Origin of the sequence: Pseudoalteromonas maris (assembly GCF_049257235.1) — a bacterium.
Lineage (GTDB): Bacteria > Pseudomonadota > Gammaproteobacteria > Enterobacterales > Alteromonadaceae > Pseudoalteromonas.
Map to the genome: position 1 here is coordinate 153,699 of NZ_JBMMUF010000004.1, position 19,242 is coordinate 172,940.

The following is a 19,242-nucleotide window of genomic DNA, read 5'->3' on the forward strand; positions in this document are numbered from 1 at the left end:
TAAAAAAACAGCAAAGGTCAACACGCCCTAGGTCTAACTGGGTCTCTATAAGTATGCTCGCGCCACGAAAACCACGCTTCTCATCGGTACCACGCTACCACATAAATATAAGTATTAATTCTATTTGATTAGATACATATAACATAATGATCTATCTTTTTTCGTTAATAATGTTGTAAATAGTAATTATTATCATTAAGATCCTCGCCAGTTAAAATACTAATGACATCGCCGTAGCTGATTCATCTAGCGAGTAGCTATAAGCGAAAAATATAAGAGGATTGAGTTGTGAAGTTTAAATTGACTTGTGTTGCTGCTGCCTTAGCTCTTAGCCAAAACGTTTTGGCTGAAAGTGGTGATTTTGAAAAGATTGTTGTTGAAGGCCGCTACTTATCGATTAATGAGTCTAACTCAGTAAAAACACCAACTCCTATCATTGATGTACCTCAAAGCCTATCAATCATGACATCAGAAGAAATCACTGAGCGTGGTATTAACAGCATTGGGCAAATTATTGATTACACACCGGGCGTAAACAACTCGCAAGGTGAAGGTCACCGTGACTCAATTGTATTTCGTGGCGTTCGCTCAACAGCTGATTTCTACATTGATGGTAATCGTGATGATGTGCAATATTTCCGCGCGCTATACAACATCGAACAAGTAGAGATTCTGCGCGGCCCTAATGCGTTACTATTTGGTCGTGGTGGTACAGGCGGTATCTTAAACCGTGTATCAAAGAAAGCGAAGCTAGACAATCAGTTCTCGGGTTATCAAGGTTCATTGGACACGTTTGGTGGTTTCAGTGGTCAGGTTGATACCAATATTGTAACCAGCGAAAACTCTGCGCTACGTATTAATGCCATGTTCGAACAGCTAGAGAATCATCGCGATTTTTACGACGGTGAGCGTATGGGCATTAACCCAACCATGCACTTTGAACTTGATAATGACACTGCTTTAGACGTGAGCTATGAATACATCAACCATGAGCGATTTATCGACCGTGGTATCCCAACGGGTGAAGATGGCCGTCCGGTTGAGTCATTAAAAGATGTGGTGTTTGCAGACCCTAAAAATAACTTCCATGAAATCGAAGCTCACACGTTCAGAGCCAACCTTTCGCATCAGTTTAATGACTCAGTGAAGGGTAACTTAAACGCGTTTTATGGTGATTACGATAAAGTTTACTCGAACTTCTATGCAAACAACTATGACGAGTCAACAAATGTTGTGCAGCTAGATGGCTACGTTGATAACACGGTACGTGATAGCTTTATCTTATCAGGTAACATTATTGCAGAATTAAACTCAGGCAACATTGGTCACACTTTGATGTTTGGTAGTGAGTGGGTGAAAACTAACTCTGATCAAAACCGTTTCAACCCTGTATTTAGCACCACTAATTCAGACAAAGAATATTTCAATGTTGAGCGCCCACTTAACTTTGACGGCCTAACAGGCATGAACGCCAGTGGTGAAGAGTTCACCGTTGCGTTCTCTGATTTAAATGACGACACTCGCGTTAAGCTAGATGTAGTTTCATTGTACATGCAGGATGAAATTGAAATTACTGAGCAGTTTGATGTTGTTCTTGGCGCACGTTTTGACCGCTTTGACATCGAAGTATTCAACGCTGACCCAAGTGTTCTAGAAACTCGTACTCGCACAGACGAAGAAGTGTCGCCACGTGCAGGCCTTATCTATAAGCCACAAGAAAACATTTCGTTGTACGCAAGCTACAGTGAATCATTCCTACCACGAAGCGGTGAGCAGTACGCGAATATCAACGGCAATAACAACCAGTTGGATCCAGACTCATACACCAACCGTGAAATCGGTCTTAAATGGGATTTTGAGCGCGGCTTGAGCTTCACAGCGGCAATCTTTGAGAACACGCAAAGCTCACCACAAGTTGCAGACAACGATCCAGAAACATTGGATGTAATTGACTCTGAAATCTCTGGTTTTGAAATGCAATTGGCTGGCAACATCACAGATGATTGGTCACTATCGCTTAACTACAGCACACTAGATGGCGAAATTGTTGACCGCAATGGCCCAACGGGCAGAACACCACGCGAGCTACCTGAGAATACTTTCTCAGTATGGAGTTCATACCAAGTGAATGACGTATTTGGCTTTGGTATTGGTGCGACGTATCAAGATGAGAGCTACATCAATAATAGTAACAACGCAGTATTGCCAAGCTACACGCGTTTTGATGCCGCTGCTTACTACGATGTGTCTGATGATCTGCGCATTCAATTGAATGTTCAAAACTTCACAGATGAGTTGTACTTCCCTACAGCACACTCAACTCACCAAGCAACAGTAGGTGAGTCTGCAAACGCTAAACTGACGCTTGTAGGCACATTCTAAGCACCATAAAAGGTTAGCCACTCCCCGTGGCTAACCTTGCTTTTATCGCCCTTGCGCAGAGTTCACCTATCCAATAAGTACTCCCTTTCAAGTACTCCCTTTCAAAGCACTTGCATTTCACGCTCGCCTAACTTTTTATTTCACTCGACACTAATTTCCTAGGCACCTCCTAGTGAGATTGAGCGTTGCGATAGATGGTTGAGCAAGGCCGGTCCTTCAGATGTAATGTCTGTAAAGGCAACCTATTTTATGCTCTTGGAGTTGAGATTATGATGGGCAATAAAAAAGCGCCTAAGTTGGCGCTTCTTTACTTATTTGGGCGGCTGCTTTGATGGGTAATTTGATTTTGGGAAGCAATTGCTTTGTCTATTACGTGAGAATAAACTCTCTTTTTCTCACTCGAGTTAGCGTTAAGAACAAATTCAGACAGCTTTGAGCTATGCGAACTCTTTGATTTTAATAAGGTAGCTAACATTTATAGTCCTCTCAGGGCTTAAAAATTCTAAGCTGAATGATTATCTTATCAACACTTCAAGCTCTTCGCGAGTAAATTTTTCACCAACATGGTGTTCTACCGCTTGGATGTTATCGTGATAAAAGCGCGTTTTGCCCACATTGTTTTTTACTAGCAAGTCTACTTTTATCTTATTACCGAATCTTGCTTTTAGTTCCCGAATCACTTCTTGTGAGCCAAAAAACTGATCGATAAACGTTGCTGGTAATATCCTACGGCCTTCTATTTGCTCCCTTGCTTGAACAAATTCCCACGCAAGCGCAGGGTGCTGATATACAAATAAAATCAAGACAGCTCTTTTATTACGCAAGGAGCGCTCAATGTTTTTTTCTGCAACCTTATAGCTTGAAAGCGTACCATCTAATAGAAAAGATTGTTTATTATTGAAAGCACGGTCGAGTGCTCTCTCTATAAGCAGTGATACTGCTCTATGGAAAAGGTATGAGTTGCCACCTGTATAATCATCAAAGCGCTCTCTTAGGTCATCCGGATCTAAGCGGATAACACAGTCATCACCGAGCTCCTCAAGGAATGCTTTAGAGGCTTCCGTTTTACCCGCACCAGGGGAGCCGCTCATAAAGACAGAAACGGGCTTATCATCTGGGAGAAAAAAAGACTTATCCGTAAGCTCTTTTGCTATTTTCGTCTTGTTGGCTTTAGCGAAAGCGATAGCATCGGTGATGATCTGTTCTTCAGTTTTATCCATGAAATCCATTTTTCCCACCATTTGACTTCATTATGTCATTAATGTGGCTTTCAGCAAGTAAGCTCATCTCTGTTATCGACTTATGCCTTATCGAAGCGCATCAGAGCCTCTTTTATACGAAATCAGTCACTCGTATTTCCAAGGGCCCAAGGCATCATGAGCGGTGGTGTCCACTTCACCTATACTGCAAAGTAGCACAGAGGTAGCACCGAAGGGATTCGGTTAGTCGTTAATAACATGGAAGAGTAGGAAAAATGGTGGCCCCACCTGGACTCGAACCAGGGACCTAACGATTATGAGTCGTGTGCTCTAACCAACTGAGCTATAGGGCCATTTTTTGTCATTGGTGCAGTCGGAGTATACACGTCCATGATGATCTGCACTCAGCTCGGTCATCCACGACCTCGCGTTCTTCACTTTCGAAGTGATGTTAAATCAGTTCTCAAAGCCTATAGCTTACGTTCATCACCTAAGCTATAGGGCCATTTTGTATCTTAGACGCTCACTATGATTTTCTAGGATAGGAGATATCCTTAAGCAAGCGCCGAGCAGTATAAAAAGTTTTAGAGGCCTTGTCACTAGCAAGCGGGTGATTATTTATGTTTGAATAAATCAATCGCTTACTAATTAAACGATGGTCTGTTTTTGTAGCAATCAGCCTAAATAGCCAATCATTTTAGCGGGCTAAATATTGTGCCCATCTCGCTAAAGCTTTTCCATTTAAAACAAGGGCGTAAGAAAACACTTCCTTGTTAGCACGTTATTTATACAACGCTATATCGGTTCACATTGTGATGCTGATTGGTATTGCCGCGCTAACGCGTTCATTAAAACAAAAAAAGCCGACTCAGGGTCGGCTTTTGCTTTGCTTAACATGTTATTTATAGGCCAAGCTTCTTCTCAAGATAGTGGATGTTTGTGCCACCATTTTTGAAGTTCTCGTCCGCTAAAATAATCTTGTGTAGTTCAGTGTTGGTCTTAATGCCATCAATCACTAGCTCGTTTAACGCGTTGCGTGAACGTGCAATCGCTACATCACGGTTTTCACCGTAACAGATCAGCTTACCAATCATTGAGTCATAATGCGGTGGTACTGTGTAATCCGCATAAATGTGGCTGTCCCAACGAATACCTAAACCGCCCGCAGGGTGGAAGCGAGTGATTTTACCCGGAGAAGGGATAAAGGTTTTCGGGTCTTCCGCGTTAATACGACACTCAATAGCGTGGCCTCGGATCACTACGTCTTCCTGAGTGATTGATAAAGGCTGACCTGCAGCAATTTTCAGCTGCTCTTTAATTAGATCAACGCCTGTAACCATTTCCGTCACTGGGTGCTCTACCTGAATACGCGTATTCATCTCGATAAAGTAGAACTCACCGTTCTCATATAGGAATTCGAACGTACCCGCACCACGATAACCGATTTCGATACATGCACGTGTACAACGATCACCGATGTACTTACGCATCTCAGCAGTGATACCCGGCGCAGGCGCTTCTTCAACAACCTTTTGGTGGCGACGTTGCATTGAACAGTCACGCTCACCTAGGTGGATAGCATTGCCTTGGCCGTCAGCCAGTACTTGAACTTCAATGTGACGTGGGTTTTCTAGGAATTTTTCCATGTAAACCATGCCATTACCGAAGAACTGTTTAGCTTCTTGCTGTGTAAGTGCGATTGAGTTAGTTAACTCTTTTTCACTGCGAACAACACGCATACCACGACCACCGCCGCCGCCAGCAGCTTTGATGATCACAGGGTAACCGATGCGCTTAGCGATCTGCATATTGCGCTCGTTGTCTTCTGTTAGTGGGCCGTCTGAACCTGGTACACACGGAACACCCGCTTTACGCATTGCTTCGATAGCTGATACTTTGTCACCCATCAGACGAATCGTGTCGCCCTTTGGACCGATAAAGATAAAGCCACTTTGCTCAACTTGGTCAGCAAAGTCAGCGTTTTCAGAAAGGAAGCCGTAACCCGGGTGAATCGCTACTGCGTCAGTTACTTCAGCTGCCGCGATGATACGCGGAATGTCTAAGTAGCTTTCAGAAGCTGCGGGTTTACCAATACAAATAGTCTCATCTGCAAGGAGCACGTGTTTTAAGTCACGGTCGGCGGTAGAGTGTACCGCCACGGTTTTAATGCCGAGCTCTTTACAGGCGCGCAACACGCGAAGTGCAATTTCACCTCGGTTTGCGATAACAACTTTATCTAACATAGTTGATGCCTTGTTTAGGTTGCGCGATTATTCGATGATGAAAAGTGGTTGATCGAACTCTACTGGCTCGCCATTTTCAACCAAGATAGCCTTAACGGTACCAGCTTTGTCAGCTTCGATTTGGTTCATCATTTTCATAGCTTCAACGATACAAAGCGTGTCACCTACATTTACTTTAGCGCCTACTTCTACGTATGCAGGAGCTTCAGGTGAAGATGCTGAGTAGAAAGTACCAACCATTGGTGACTTAACTTGGTGACCAGTAGGTTGAGCAGGCTCTGCTGTTGGTGCTTCTGCTGCAGGAGCTGCAACTGGTGCAGGAGCTGCTGGAGCAGGAACGCTGTACTGTTGTGGCATAGCAACTGGTGCTGGACTATGACGATTAATACGTACTGACTCTTCACCTTCAGTGATTTCTAGTTCAGCAATACCTGTTTCTTCAACAAGTTCGATTAGTTTTTTAATTTTGCGAATGTCCATGAAAAACCCGCCTGTTAGTTAGTTTTTAATTCGAATCTTGCAACCGGCTCACCGCTGCTTGTAGCGCGAATTGATAGCCCATTGCTCCAAAACCACAGATCACACCTTGCGCCACATCAGAAAAATAAGAGTGATGGCGAAAGGCTTCCCGTTGATGAATGTTGCTCAGGTGCACTTCAAAGAAAGGAATGGCAACGCTTAATAATGCGTCGCGAAGCGCCACGCTGGTGTGCGTAAATGCCGCAGGGTTGATGATAATGCTATCAACACTTTGCCATGCGTCATGAATACGCTCAATTAAGGCTGCTTCACTGTTACTTTGAAAATGCTCAAGTTCAACATTGAGCGCCGCTGCTGCATGATTTAGCTCATCGGTAATTTCTGCCAATGTCTTCGAGCCGTATTTCTCAGGCTCACGACGACCTAACATGTTTAGGTTTGGGCCGTTGATAACTAAAATCTTAAACTTTGCAGCCATATTGCGACTAAAATCCTTTATCTTGTGAGTTATAAGTGTTTATACGAATGTCTGTAATAAACTTAAGGGTAAAAGCTGCGAATAGCAAACTTTTCTCACTTTAGCGCACTATTATAGTGAGTTCGCGGTAAATAGCAGCAAAATACTGGTCTAATCACCCAGAGCTCCATGCGAGTGCGGGAACAAAATAATACTTTATTGCCAAATTTAAATTGAATTTAGCCACGTGGCGAAACGCATTACCTTCATTTTTGCCAAATTTAGCGTTTTCTCAGAAGAAACCGCAAATAATGGCTAAATCGGTAGGCTAACGTAACATGTTTATGTTCGAGAACTCATTGGGCCAATGTACGGGCAGGTGTGGAGGCAGGGATTTTGAAAAGGCGAAGCGCGTGTTGCACCTCGCCTTTGGCAATGCAGTTTAGTTAGCGCTTTTATCGCGTACTTTTTGTAAGTGCGCAGCAAACTCATCAGCACCTAAAAAGCCAGTAACGCGCAGCGTTGATAGCTCTTTGTCATTGGTATCGAAGAACATAATCGTTGGCAGACCAAATACCGTGAACTCTTCCATAAACTCAATGGTGGTGTCATTGGTCTCAGTCAAATCTATTTGCACCAAGGTGAAATGTTCAAACTGCTGTTGTACTTGTTCTTTAGGGAAGGTGTAATTCTCAAACTCTTTGCAAGCTACACACCAATCAGCATACAAGTCCACCATCACCAGAGTATCGGTATTTGCCAGCAGCTCGTTAAGCTCTTTAAGATCTGCTACCTGAACAAAGTGATCTTTTTTGGTTTTAATGCCTGACGATTGAGAACCACCCGCAGGTTGTACCGTTTGGTTTACTGTGTTTGCAGGCGTGTTTGGCCAAATATAGTTTTGCACGAGTAACAGACCACCCACAAACAGCAGCATTGCAAAGCTCCATAAGGTTGTTTTACCTGCACCTTGAGTTTGTCCGCTTTGCCAGTGATGCAAATAAATTGCCGTAGCAATCGCGAGTAAACCAGCCATGAGCAAAATGATCTCAAACGCTAAGATACGCTCAAGCAAGATCAAGGGTACGAAAAGCATCAAGAAGCCGAACAAGGTTTTTACCTGCTCCATCCAGCCGCCGGCTTTTGGCAGTAATTTACCGCCTGACGTACCCAACAGTAGTAGAGGTAAGCCCATGCCTAAACTCAGTGCATAAAGCGTCAGGCCTCCAACTACAAAGTCACCGCTTTGTGCCACATACAATAAAGCTGCAGAAAGTGGTGCGGTGGTGCAAGGAGATGCAATTAACCCAGAGAGCACGCCCATGAAAAACACACCAGCATAATTGCCGCCTTTTTGCTTGTTACTCACATTGGTGAGTTTTTCCATCATGCCCTGAGGCAAGCGTATGTCGTAAAAGCCGAACATCGAAAGGGCAAGCAACACAAACAACAAACTAAAGCTAATAAGTACGTAAGGATGCTGCAAATACCCTTGGATATGGCCGCCAAAATATGCCACTACCAGCCCTAAAATGGCATAGGTAATCGCCATACCCTGCACATACACAAACGATAAGCTAAACGCTTTACTGGTTGATAAATTCTTTTGCCCAGCGATTAAGCTAGATAGAATAGGAAACATTGGGAATACGCATGGTGTGAATGCCAAGCCAATGCCCACGACAAAGAAGAACAGCAAGTTTGTCATGAGACTTTGGCTTGCAAGCTTATCGGTCAGAGAAAGCTCACTTTGTTGTTCGCCCTCAACAAAATCCGACATGCTCTCAATTGCACTCGCGGTGCTTTGGGTATCTGAGGCAACCATTGTCAGCGGTATCTCAATCACTTCAGGTGGGTAGCACAACCCGGCTTCTGCACAGCCTTGGTAGCGAATTTTTACGACAGCGCCATCACTAATATTGGTGACTTTAGAGAGTGTGCTTAAAGACTCAAAATAAACTTCGGTGCGACCAAAGAATTCATCCTCAATCATCTGCCCTGCGGGTAAGTCGTTTGGCCCTTGTAAGTCTGCACCTTTGGCAATAAATTCAAGCTTGTGCTTATAAAGGTAATACCCAGGCGCAATGTCCCAGCCAACAAAAAGGGTGCTGCCTTGTTGGTCGAAGTCGACCTTAAAAGCCTCATCAACAGGTAAAAATGTGTTTTGTGAAGGTTCAAGTAAGCTACTTAAAACCGAATTACTCGCAAAGCTCAACGAACTAAATAGCAACGTGAGTAGTAACAGCTGTACTCGCATTAGCATTCGCATTAACCTAGTACCTCATCCATCCAGTTAAAATATGCCAAGTTGCCAGTGGTTACATCGACGACCTGAATTTCAGGTACTTCGTAGCTGTGTAGCTTCTTAATCGTCTGAATCACTTGGTTCATTTTTTCGGACTTAGTTTTAATTAACAGCTTGGTCTCATTTGCATACGTGATTTCACCTTGCCACGAGAAGATAGACTCAATCTCTGGAAGAATATTTGCACACGCAGCAAGTTTAAGCTGCACCAATTGCTCTGCCATGGCTCTGGCTTCTTCTTTATTTGCGCAGGTTGTGAAGATCAACCGGTAATGTGTTGTCATAGTGAACCTTCTAGTGTGCTCTTTTTCTAACCCCATACTAGCGGATAGCAAGATTAAAGCCTATAGAGTCTCGACAGAAGACTTGAAAAGTGACCTTGCCAACCACACATTTATTTCATCGACTTATACGAGACTACTCATGTTTAGAGCACTTTTTTTACTTTTTATCATTATTCCCATCGTTGAGATCGCCTTATTAATTCAAGTCAGTGAAGTGATTGGTGGCTTTGCTACCATCGCATTAATTGTTATTACAGCGATTATTGGCGCCAAGCTTGTGAAGCAACAAGGCGTAGGCGCAATGCGTGATGCACAAGTGCAAATGGCACAAGGGCAAATACCAGCAGAACAAATGTTTACCGGCATCTGTGTGATTATTGCCGGTGTACTGCTACTTACCCCAGGGATTATGACCGATGTATTTGGCTTTTTATTGCTAACTCCAGCTGTGCGCAAACGCATGGCTAAAGCATTTGCTTCACACGCACAGGTGCATATGACGCAAGGTGGTGGCTTTAGTGCGCATTATCAGAGCAGCCACACACGTCATCACTCAGCAGAGCAACATTCGGTGCACAAAGAGCACCAGCAATCGAATACCACAATTGAGGGTGAATTTGAGCGCAAAGAGTAAAAAATTTTTAAATTTAGCTCTTGGGTTTTAATTTGCTCACCCCCATAAATGAAAGCAACCAAATTTTAAGACTTTTCTGTAGTTGTTCAGAAACTGTTAGGAGAACTAAACAAATGAACATTCGTCCTTTACATGATCGCGTGATCGTTAAGCGTCTTGAAGAAGAAACTAAGTCAGCTGGCGGCATCGTGCTTACTGGCTCTGCGGCAGAAAAATCTTCACGTGGTGAAGTAGTTGCTGTAGGTAATGGCCGTGTATTGGATAACGGCGAAGTACGCGCGTTAGAAGTTAAAGCAGGTGACACAGTACTTTTCGGTTCTTACGTTGAGAAAACTGAAAAGATCGAAGGTCAAGAATACTTAATCATGCGTGAAGATAACATCCTAGGTATCGTAGGCTAATACGCCTCCCTGATGTTCTTAAGACCCGAATTAAACAGAATTTAGAGGAAAGAATAATGGCAGCAAAAGAAGTTCGTTTTGCAAATGACGCACGCACTAAAATGCTAAAAGGCGTGAATGTACTAGCAGACGCAGTAAAAGTTACCTTAGGTCCTAAAGGCCGTAACGTTGTTTTAGACAAATCATTCGGCGCACCTACAATCACTAAAGATGGTGTATCTGTAGCGAAAGAAATCGAACTTGAAGACAAGTTTGAAAACATGGGCGCGCAGATGGTGAAAGAAGTTGCTTCTAAAGCCAATGATGCAGCGGGTGACGGTACAACAACTGCAACAGTACTTGCGCAAGCAATCGTAAACGAAGGCCTAAAAGCAGTAGCAGCTGGCATGAACCCAATGGACCTTAAGCGTGGTATCGACAAAGCGGTTATCGCTGCTGTTGAAGAGCTAAAAGCGCTCTCAGTACCATGTTCAGACACTAAAGCTATCGCACAGGTTGGTACTATCTCAGCAAACTCTGATTCAGAAATCGGTGACATCATTGCTGAAGCGATGGAAAAAGTAGGCCGTGAATCTGGTGTTATCACTGTTGAAGAAGGTCAATCACTGCAAAACGAACTAGACGTTGTTGAAGGTATGCAGTTCGACCGTGGTTACCTATCTCCTTACTTCATCAACAACCCAGAGAAAGGTGCGGTTGAACTAGACAACCCACATATTCTTCTTGTTGATAAGAAAGTATCTAACATCCGTGAGCTACTTCCTACACTTGAAGCAGTTGCAAAAACAAGTAAGCCATTGCTAATTATCGCTGAAGATCTTGAAGGCGAAGCACTAGCAACATTGGTAGTAAACAACATGCGCGGTATCGTGAAAGTTGCTGCGGTTAAAGCACCTGGCTTTGGTGATCGCCGTAAAGCGATGCTTCAAGACATCGCAATCCTTACTAACGGTACTGTGATTTCTGAAGAAATCGGTCTAGAGCTTGAAAAAGCTTCACTAGAAGACCTAGGTACAGCTAAGCGCGTAGTGATCACAAAAGATGATACAACCATCATCGATGGTGCCGGCGAACAAGGCGCAATCGATGGCCGTGTTGCGCAAATCAAAGCACAAATCGAAGAAGCAACTTCAGACTACGACAAAGAGAAGCTACAAGAGCGCATGGCTAAACTAGCTGGCGGTGTTGCAGTAATCAAAGTTGGCGCAGCAACTGAAGTAGAAATGAAAGAGAAGAAAGACCGCGTTGAAGATGCACTACACGCTACTCGCGCTGCGGTTGAAGAAGGTGTTGTACCGGGTGGTGGTGTTGCGCTAGTACGTGTTGCGTCTAAGATTGCATCACTCACAGCTGAAAACGAAGACCAAAACCACGGCATCAACGTTGCACTGCGTGCAATGGAAGCGCCTCTTCGTCAAATCGTTTCAAATGCTGGTGACGAAGCGTCAGTAGTTGTTAACGCAGTGAAAGGCGGTGAAGGTAACTATGGTTACAACGCAGCGAACGGCGAATACAATGACATGATCGAAATGGGTATCCTAGACCCAACTAAAGTAACGCGTTCTGCACTACAGTTCGCTGCATCAGTTGCTGGTCTTATGATCACAACCGAAGCAATGGTTGCTGAAATTCCTAAAGATGAGCCAGCTGCACCAGATATGGGCGGCATGGGCGGAATGGGTGGCATGGGAATGATGTAATCATCCCCCGCTATCTAGCTTCGTAAAAACCCAGCCTCGGCTGGGTTTTTTTATGGGGTAATTAATTGTGCAAGCTTAGAGATAGTTATTCAGAGTAATTAAATACAATCACCTGTTCCTTTTTTATTTACAAAATAAGAGCTGTGAGCTTTATTTATTTTATAACCAACAAGGAGGTTGTTATGAAGCTACTATTGCTTTCAATTTTTATATTTACTGTTAGTTCTTTCGCAGATACTTACAAATCTCACTATGGGCGCTCAGATACGCCATATGATCAAAGTATGAGAAAAAAGAAGTTTCGTTAATTGCGTTTTCATCGGGAGGAGCCTCTAGCCATCATTTTACCATCACTAAATATGTCGCAGTTCCTATTAACAATGGTGAAGATAAGTACAACGATACTATGGTGGATATTTACAGTGCTTTAGCTTCTGATTCAACATTAAAATTAGAGAGTTTAGGGAATCACAAAACAATACTGTTTAACACCGATATTTATGGTCCTCATACGGGTGCTCAGAATGAGGTGATTAATCAAGGGTTAGATGGTGTTTTGAATTGGGGGGTGGAAAATGAAAATTTTTAAGATTCCCTTATTTTTGTTTCTTTTATCGTTCAACTTATACGCGTTCATATCATTTAATTCGTTAAGTCTTAATAAGCAAGTTGAAGTTGAAGGGGGGTATTTTACCTGCAACTTTGATAATTATCAGAGCGGAAATTTGATGATAAGAATTCCCAATACCGCAAGCATCAAGACTTCAAATATTGAGATTGTGATGCCAGATGGTAGTGTTGTTAACGCCATGAATTCTAGCTCCTTCAATACGAAAATAATTGATTTTAAACCTCAGAATATTCTTCAAGCATTATTATCACCAAGTGCTAGTTGGGTAATCGAAATAAACAATGCCCCAGTAGGGAAATTTTTACTTCGTGGGGAAATATCAGGTGCTAATCAATTTTCAATTAATATAGTCAATGAAGCACACCCTTTATCTTACCTCACCAACATCGGTGAGTCGGACACTAAGGTTTTTGTTAATACACCAATCCCTATATATACGGCAATTAACCAGGGAACTGAGCCTTATCTTGATGCAAAAGTAAGGTATACGATCAGTACAGGGGGGCAAAAAATGCACGAATTCACCATAGCCGATAATGGCATGTATGGTGATTTTCAAGCTAAAGATGGCTTATATAGCTTTTATTTTGAACCTTTAACTGTTGGAGTTTACACACTGTATGTTGAAATTTTTGATTTATCTGCTGATAGCGAAGTACTAGTAACTAATTTCACTAAAAAGTTTCGTGTGTATGAAAAATACATTGGTCTATCTAAAAATCTACTGGAAGAAACGGTTGATACTGATGATGATGGCTATTTCGATATCCTCCAGATTTCTTTTGCAATCACATACCTTGGTACATTCAGTGATCACCTCAATGCTATAGTGAGTTTGGTTACAGAGGATGGGGTTCGACTTACTCAAAGAGCAAAAATCACCGCTGACAGCACAAGTGATTATTTAATATTTGAGTTTTCAGGAAGAGAGTTACGACAAACTGAGTACTCTGGTTCATTCGTAGTCGATACTTTGAGATTGTCTTATAAAGGCGATGTTCATTTTTCATACAATGAGTTTGCTCAGACTAATTACTACTCCTTTGAAGAGTGGGAGCGTCCCGAGTTAATGTATATTGGTAACTTTGAAGAGTCACCGTTAGATGAGAATGGTGATGGCGTATACGAAGGTATCAATCTCGCTTATGAAGTGGATTCTCAAATTGAGGGGGAGTTTGGTATATCCGTGAAAGCGAGAAACTCTCAAGGTCAGCGTATAGCTAATTTTGGAGTTAGTTCAGTTGATATAAACAAAGGCGTCAACAAAATTCGCTACAAGGTGCCTGCAAGGGAGTTCACTCTGGCAGGTGAAAGCACAGTAGTGACGCTGACTGATTTCTTTATACATGCAAAATTTACTCAGTACTTGACTGGCAAAGAGGAGTTCGTTGGTACGACTCGTTTTTACAGCTGTTGGCAATTTGTTGGTTGTAAAGATGGGCCAAATAACTACCCCGATGCTGTAGATGACAATGCGGTCTCATTTGGAGAGGCAATTACACTCCATGTTCGAGACAATGATACAGACAGTGATGATGATCTCTTATATATCAAGTCTGTCACTCAACCTGCCAATGGCACAATTGAAAATAATGGCTCCTACATAACATATACTCCTAACGAGGGCTTCTTTGGGAGTGATAAATTTACATATGAAATTGTCGATGTTTACCCATCTAACCACGTCAAAAAAAATGGTTTTGATACGGCTTCGGTCATAATTGATGTCGTAAAGAACGCCCCGCCGGTTGCAAACGACGATAGTTACACTGTTTACTCAGGGGAGCAATCCGCATTAAAAGTACTCGATAATGACGTTGATCTCGATAATGATCGATTACATATCGTCCAAATAACCGCTCCTTCAAATGGCTCGGTTATTAACTACGGGAATGAAATTTTATACGTACCAGCTGAAAACTTTATTGGCTCGGATAGTTTTGAGTACACGATAGAAGACTTTGATGTTGAAACTAATTTAAGGAAAAAGGGTTCAGATACAGCGAAAGTGAGCCTAAATGTAATCGAGTTTGTTAATTCTCAGCCTGTGGCGAACAGTGATTTCTACGCTGTAAATGTGGGTGAAACTGCAATTTTTGATGTTATTGAAAATGACACTGACAAGGATGGTGATCAGCTGTACCTTTCGGCATATACCTTACCTCTAAAGGGACTATTGCAAGTTGAAAACGATACATTTCTCTATACAGCACGTGACGGGCAGCAGGGCGAAGATGGTTTTAAGTATAAAGTGGCTGATGGCCATGGTGGTGAGGCTACTGGTAGCGTTGTTATTAACATCCAAGCTCCAAATAAAGCGCCTGTCGCTATAGATGACTTAGTTTATACGAAGCAGAACTTAGCTGTTGAGTTTAGTGTATTGGAAAATGACTATGATGAAGATGGAGACGCGTTAATCATAGATTCCTATACATCACCATTGAATGGTGAATTAACTATACAAAACAATGAGTTTAGCTACTTACCAGAAATTGACTTTGTGGGACAGGATTCATTCAGTTATTCCATTTCAGACACTAAGGGCGGGACGGCTAGCGGAAACGTTGTGATAAACATAGAACAAAGCTCAGTATCAAATAACTTCCCTCAAGCGCAAAATGATGTTGTTGAAACTCTTGAATCCACAACCATAGCAATTAATGTCATTGAAAATGATACAGATGCGGACGGTGATCCTCTTAATATTTCAAGCTTTACACAAGGCTCTCAAGGTGTCGTAACCCAATCTGGCAATACTCTTGTGTACACACCTCGCCAAGATTTTATTGGCGAAGATAACTTCACATATGAAATATCAGATGGAAATGGTGGGATTAGCGGAGCTTCTGTAATAGTTAAAGTTATTAGAGTAAATGTCGCTCCGGTGGCTGAAAGTGACCATGTTTCCACATTTAAGAATGAGCCAGTAAGTATTGATGTTTTGGCAAATGATACCGACACCGATTCTGATAGTCTTAGCATCACAAGTTTTAGCCAGCCGGGCAACGGGGAAGTTACGTTATTAGGTAATAACTTGATATACAGTCCTTCTTTCAATTTTATAGGCGAAGACATATTCACTTATCAAATAGATGATAGTTATGGTGGCTTGAGTCAGGCATCTGTATTCGTTTCTGTTACTGATGACAACATTGCACCAGTTGCTTACGCAGACTCAGTTACTCTCTATCAGGGACAGTCTATGTTGATTGACGTTCTTGCCAATGACCTCGACGAAAATGGCGATGTTTTAACGATCATTGACATCACTGAGCCTGACTATGGCAGCGTGGCGATAGAAATGAATAAAGTGCACTTCTTTGCACCTAGTGATTATATTGGCGTAGTGCAATTTAATTATACCGTTTCTGATGGTTCTATACCCGTCCAAGGAGTGGTTATTGTGAATATTCAAGAACCACCAGACAGCTATCCTTCAATTAGAATTCAACAACCTAGTTCGGGGCAACAGTTTCCACAAAATACGCAAATCGCATTTGTTGCAACTGCTATAGATCCCGAAGATGGCGATATCAGCCAGAATATTTCTTGGGCTTCAAACCTGGATGGCGATATAGCAAGTGGGGCTGAAGTATCAGCTGAATTGAGCGTAGGTCAGCACGTGGTTACGGCCTCAATTATTGATAGCAGTGGCAATAAAGATGAGGCGATGGTTAATGTCGATGTTTTATCGGATGGCGGTACAGAGTATCGTAGTAGTACTGTGCATGTTATTCCCGACAATAGAGGATACGGGATCACATCTAGCATAGATGTGCCTTCACAATTTGAAGCGCAATCAGTAATGGTTAAAGCCGACATATTCCATTCAGATAGCGGTGATATTGCTGTCCAGCTTATTTCACCTGAAGGTAAGCACTACAACCTCTCCAATCCGGGGCAATATTCTAAAGGACAAACTTGGCAACTAGAACTCACTCAAAAATCAGAAGCTCAGGGACTGTGGAGTTTAAAAGTGTCAGATCAAAGAAGAGGTAATTTAGGGGAGCTTAGAAGCTGGAGTATCACATTTAAATGATATGATCTTGTTAGGCTATATAGAGTGATTTATGGCGCAAGAGGCAAGAAATCATTTTCTATAAAACCCAGCCTCGGCTGGGTTTTTGCGTATTGGGTGGTTATAAAAAATACCTCACATACAAACTGCAATCATTGATTACACTTGATAACGAACTTGTTGGGTGTTATGTAATCTAATTGGTGACAAAAAGGTCTATATTTATGTAGGCAAATTAGGAGATAGAGATGAAAGCAACAACCTTATTGCTCGTTACCACAGCCCTGTGCACTTCAGTTGCTTCTCATGCTGGAGAAGCAAAAATTAAATGGGGCGATTTAAATGACTACACCGACGCTCGCCCTGCGAATGAGGTGAGAAGCAAGTTTCATGAGCGCCTAATCAAGCAATTTGATAAACACTTTAATTTCGAGGCGCAAAATAACTTGCCTGAAGGGTATGTGTTCAATGCCGAGATCAAAGACTTAGATCTTGCTGGTGATGTACGTTATGGCATGAATGAATTTCGTATCATTGAAGATTTGTATATACCGCGTATTAAGTTTTCGTACAGCGTAACTGATAAAGACGGCAAAGTGCTCAGTGAAGGTGATGTGAATATAAAAGACATGGGCTTTATGGATAGGATCCGCACCTTTAATGCTGACAAGCAGTTTTATTACGATTTTCGCCTGATCAGTTCATGGTTCGATGAGACGCTTTATCCAGAGCTAGGTATTGAGCCAACAAAAAAATTTCGATAACAATTGCTTATCGGCAAACAGCGCTTTTACAGCGCTGTTTTTATTTGTGTAAGACCAACTCACTTAATTAAGTGAATTGGTACAAAACAGTGCTGATTTGATTGACCGCAAGTGATAATCTAACGCGCAGTATTATTCTGTAGTTACGTTACGCATTTGTGCGATAGTCCATGAAAAGAGCTTATCTCTACCCCTGTGTTTTAATTATTCTGTACTGTGTTTGGCTTGGCGTATTCGCTAGCCAATTTAGTGTGAGTGATTTACTGGCAAATTGGGCATCGTCTGTGACTATGATTTTTGGCTCATTTGTTGCGGGTTCCACCCCTCTTGGCGGTGGCGCTGTAGCCTTCCCCGTGTTTACCAAGCTTTTAGAATTTTCCGCTATGGATGCCAAAGTATTCTCGCTAGCTATCCAAGCAGTGGGTATGAGCTGTGCTACGTTGTTTTTTGTCTCGCGCGGGGTGACTATCTATTGGTCTTTACTGCTGCGCATCATGCCATTTGCCTTACTAGGTTTGGCGATTGGCTTGCACTTCAACGTCGCAAATACCAATTTAAAGGTAATTTATAGCTTCTTCTTGCTGGGGTCTGGTTACTTACTTGTGAAAAGCATGAATGAGCAAGATGGTCTGTGGCGTGGGAGTACTGGCTTATACATAGTCGCCTTGCTTGGCGGTGTATTAAGTTCGTTTGTGGGGGCGGGTGCAGATACCTTATTGTTTTTCTATCTTGTACTGCGCCAACGAGTGAGTGCGAAAGCGCTTATTCCCACTACTGTGTGCTTTATGGCGCTGATTTCGCTATGCGGTATTGCGAGCTTAACTATCAGTGGTGCTTTTTCGCCTGAACATGCGGTTTTTGAGCCATGGTTTTTCGCTGCACCTATCGTAGCTGTGGGCGCGCCTTTGGGGGGATATATACTGGCCATTGTGCATGAGCGCGTGGTGATGCGTTTTATCTATCTGCTCATTGCACTGGAGGTGGTATCGACTTTATTAATTATCGACTTCGCACCAATGATAAAAGCCCTGCTGGCAGGGCTTATTGTGTTTGTTGTATTTAGCTTATTGCGCAGCCGCAAGCAGCTGTCTTCTTAGTTCGTTTTGAAGGTAGCGAGCAGCGTCAGTAAGCTTTGTAGTTTTAATACTGCTTTTTTAAGTAGCTCTTCATCAAGCTCTTCACTTTGACTCAGAGCGTCAACATCAGCGGCAACATCTAACACGTAAGGTTTGAAGCGTTTGGCTTCGAATTCAAAGCCCGCTTCTTGTGTGAATAGCGCTTGGAATTTACCGTGCCCTTCCTTTTGAAGTTGATCGAGCTTTTGGTCTGCATCTAGCGCTTGGCGATACACAATTTTCAGGTTGTCGTTTAACTTTTCAATAATCGAGTTCATTTTCTTCTAAAGGTTTAGAGGATTTGGCCGATATGGTACGTGGATTCATTTAAAAAGTCAGGTAAGCGTTATGAATATCTCTGGAAGCTCTCTCCCTGTGATGAACAGTGGCGGTCAAGGCGCAGAAGTCTATAGCGCAGCGCTTGCTAAGAAGCGTCAGCAAGCTGACGGTCAGGCAGCTATTGCGCTGATTGAGTCTGCTGCAAATGTTACCCGCGCGGCGCAAAGCCCAAGCGCAGGGGTAACATCAACCTTGGGTAATAATATTAATATCCACGTGTAGTCGCAGCAGATACGCCGTAATGAACCACAGCCCGCAATTTGCGGGCTTTTTTTGTGAAAGTCGGTTGT

15 protein-coding genes and 1 tRNA gene are annotated in these 19,242 nt (G+C 42.7%); 8 read left to right on the plus strand and 8 right to left on the minus strand.

The window, feature by feature from the left end:
- Positions 1–288: 288 nt before the first annotated feature.
- Positions 289–2,382, plus strand: a complete 2,094-nt coding sequence (locus AAEU32_RS07525; protein WP_421969916.1) for a TonB-dependent receptor — start codon at positions 289–291, stop codon at positions 2,380–2,382.
- 515 nt (positions 2,383–2,897) lie between these two features.
- On the opposite strand, the gene AAEU32_RS07530 is transcribed toward AAEU32_RS07525, so the two are convergent.
- From AAEU32_RS07530 to cutA, 7 genes are all read right to left on the minus strand, one after another.
- Positions 2,898–3,611, minus strand: a complete 714-nt coding sequence (locus AAEU32_RS07530) for a zeta toxin family protein (protein WP_421969917.1) — start codon at positions 3,609–3,611, stop codon at positions 2,898–2,900.
- Between the two features lie 246 nt (positions 3,612–3,857).
- Positions 3,858–3,934, minus strand: a tRNA-Ile gene (locus AAEU32_RS07535).
- A gap of 549 nt (positions 3,935–4,483) precedes the next feature.
- Positions 4,484–5,824: an acetyl-CoA carboxylase biotin carboxylase subunit gene (gene accC / locus AAEU32_RS07540; protein WP_421969918.1), complete on the minus strand. Its 1,341-nt coding sequence runs from the start codon at positions 5,822–5,824 to the stop codon at positions 4,484–4,486.
- A gap of 27 nt (positions 5,825–5,851) precedes the next feature.
- The gene (accB, locus tag AAEU32_RS07545) at positions 5,852–6,304 is read right to left on the minus strand and encodes an acetyl-CoA carboxylase biotin carboxyl carrier protein (RefSeq protein ID WP_421969919.1); all 453 of its coding nucleotides are present in this window, start codon (positions 6,302–6,304) and stop codon (positions 5,852–5,854) included.
- Positions 6,305–6,329: 25 nt separating this feature from the next.
- On the minus strand, positions 6,330–6,782 hold the full coding sequence (aroQ, locus tag AAEU32_RS07550; RefSeq protein WP_421969920.1) for a type II 3-dehydroquinate dehydratase: 453 nt from the start codon (positions 6,780–6,782) through the stop codon (positions 6,330–6,332).
- Between the two features lie 421 nt (positions 6,783–7,203).
- Entirely contained in the window at positions 7,204–9,018 is a 1,815-nt protein-coding gene (locus tag AAEU32_RS07555) for a protein-disulfide reductase DsbD (RefSeq protein WP_421969921.1), read from the minus strand.
- 11 nt (positions 9,019–9,029) lie between these two features.
- Entirely contained in the window at positions 9,030–9,350 is a 321-nt protein-coding gene (cutA, locus tag AAEU32_RS07560; RefSeq protein WP_421969922.1) for a divalent-cation tolerance protein CutA, read from the minus strand.
- A gap of 139 nt (positions 9,351–9,489) precedes the next feature.
- On the opposite strand from cutA, the gene AAEU32_RS07565 reads away from it, so the two are divergent.
- From AAEU32_RS07565 to AAEU32_RS07590, 6 genes are all read left to right on the plus strand, one after another.
- Entirely contained in the window at positions 9,490–9,984 is a 495-nt protein-coding gene (locus tag AAEU32_RS07565) for an FxsA family protein (RefSeq protein WP_421969923.1), read from the plus strand.
- 113 nt (positions 9,985–10,097) lie between these two features.
- Positions 10,098–10,385: a co-chaperone GroES gene (locus AAEU32_RS07570; protein WP_105188484.1), complete on the plus strand. Its 288-nt coding sequence runs from the start codon at positions 10,098–10,100 to the stop codon at positions 10,383–10,385.
- Between the two features lie 56 nt (positions 10,386–10,441).
- Positions 10,442–12,085 (plus strand): chaperonin GroEL, encoded by a 1,644-nt coding sequence (gene groL, locus AAEU32_RS07575; RefSeq protein WP_421969924.1) that lies wholly within the window; start codon positions 10,442–10,444, stop codon positions 12,083–12,085.
- A 575-nt stretch (positions 12,086–12,660) separates the two neighbouring features.
- Positions 12,661–16,755 (plus strand): Ig-like domain-containing protein, encoded by a 4,095-nt coding sequence (locus AAEU32_RS07580; protein WP_421969925.1) that lies wholly within the window; start codon positions 12,661–12,663, stop codon positions 16,753–16,755.
- 227 nt (positions 16,756–16,982) lie between these two features.
- Positions 16,983–17,498 (plus strand): DUF3016 domain-containing protein, encoded by a 516-nt coding sequence (locus AAEU32_RS07585; protein ID WP_421969926.1) that lies wholly within the window; start codon positions 16,983–16,985, stop codon positions 17,496–17,498.
- A 170-nt stretch (positions 17,499–17,668) separates the two neighbouring features.
- Positions 17,669–18,595: a sulfite exporter TauE/SafE family protein gene (locus AAEU32_RS07590; RefSeq protein WP_421969927.1), complete on the plus strand. Its 927-nt coding sequence runs from the start codon at positions 17,669–17,671 to the stop codon at positions 18,593–18,595.
- Here AAEU32_RS07590 and AAEU32_RS07595 read toward each other — a convergent pair.
- The gene (locus tag AAEU32_RS07595; RefSeq protein ID WP_421969928.1) at positions 18,592–18,891 is read right to left on the minus strand and encodes a prephenate dehydrogenase; all 300 of its coding nucleotides are present in this window, start codon (positions 18,889–18,891) and stop codon (positions 18,592–18,594) included. The genes AAEU32_RS07590 and AAEU32_RS07595 overlap by 4 nt on opposite strands.
- A gap of 70 nt (positions 18,892–18,961) precedes the next feature.
- Between AAEU32_RS07595 and AAEU32_RS07600 the strand changes: the two genes are divergently transcribed.
- On the plus strand, positions 18,962–19,174 hold the full coding sequence (locus AAEU32_RS07600) for a hypothetical protein (protein WP_421969929.1): 213 nt from the start codon (positions 18,962–18,964) through the stop codon (positions 19,172–19,174).
- The last annotated feature ends 68 nt before the right edge of the window (positions 19,175–19,242 follow it).

Bases quoted from the DNA above. Each gene is read 5' to 3' on its own strand.
- AAEU32_RS07530 (WP_421969917.1), bottom strand. From the start codon at position 3,611: ATGGATTTCATGGATAAAACTGAAGAACAGATCATCACCGATGCTATC.
- accC (WP_421969918.1), bottom strand. From the start codon at position 5,824: ATGTTAGATAAAGTTGTTATCGCAAACCGAGGTGAAATTGCACTTCGC.
- accB (WP_421969919.1), bottom strand. From the start codon at position 6,304: ATGGACATTCGCAAAATTAAAAAACTAATCGAACTTGTTGAAGAAACA.
- aroQ (WP_421969920.1), bottom strand. From the start codon at position 6,782: ATGGCTGCAAAGTTTAAGATTTTAGTTATCAACGGCCCAAACCTAAAC.
- AAEU32_RS07555 (WP_421969921.1), bottom strand. From the start codon at position 9,018: ATGCGAGTACAGCTGTTACTACTCACGTTGCTATTTAGTTCGTTGAGC.
- cutA (WP_421969922.1), bottom strand. From the start codon at position 9,350: ATGACAACACATTACCGGTTGATCTTCACAACCTGCGCAAATAAAGAA.
- AAEU32_RS07565 (WP_421969923.1), top strand. From the start codon at position 9,490: ATGTTTAGAGCACTTTTTTTACTTTTTATCATTATTCCCATCGTTGAG.
- AAEU32_RS07570 (WP_105188484.1), top strand. From the start codon at position 10,098: ATGAACATTCGTCCTTTACATGATCGCGTGATCGTTAAGCGTCTTGAA.
- groL (WP_421969924.1), top strand. From the start codon at position 10,442: ATGGCAGCAAAAGAAGTTCGTTTTGCAAATGACGCACGCACTAAAATG.
- AAEU32_RS07580 (WP_421969925.1), top strand. From the start codon at position 12,661: ATGAAAATTTTTAAGATTCCCTTATTTTTGTTTCTTTTATCGTTCAAC.
- AAEU32_RS07585 (WP_421969926.1), top strand. From the start codon at position 16,983: ATGAAAGCAACAACCTTATTGCTCGTTACCACAGCCCTGTGCACTTCA.
- AAEU32_RS07590 (WP_421969927.1), top strand. From the start codon at position 17,669: ATGAAAAGAGCTTATCTCTACCCCTGTGTTTTAATTATTCTGTACTGT.
- AAEU32_RS07595 (WP_421969928.1), bottom strand. From the start codon at position 18,891: ATGAACTCGATTATTGAAAAGTTAAACGACAACCTGAAAATTGTGTAT.
- AAEU32_RS07600 (WP_421969929.1), top strand. From the start codon at position 18,962: ATGAATATCTCTGGAAGCTCTCTCCCTGTGATGAACAGTGGCGGTCAA.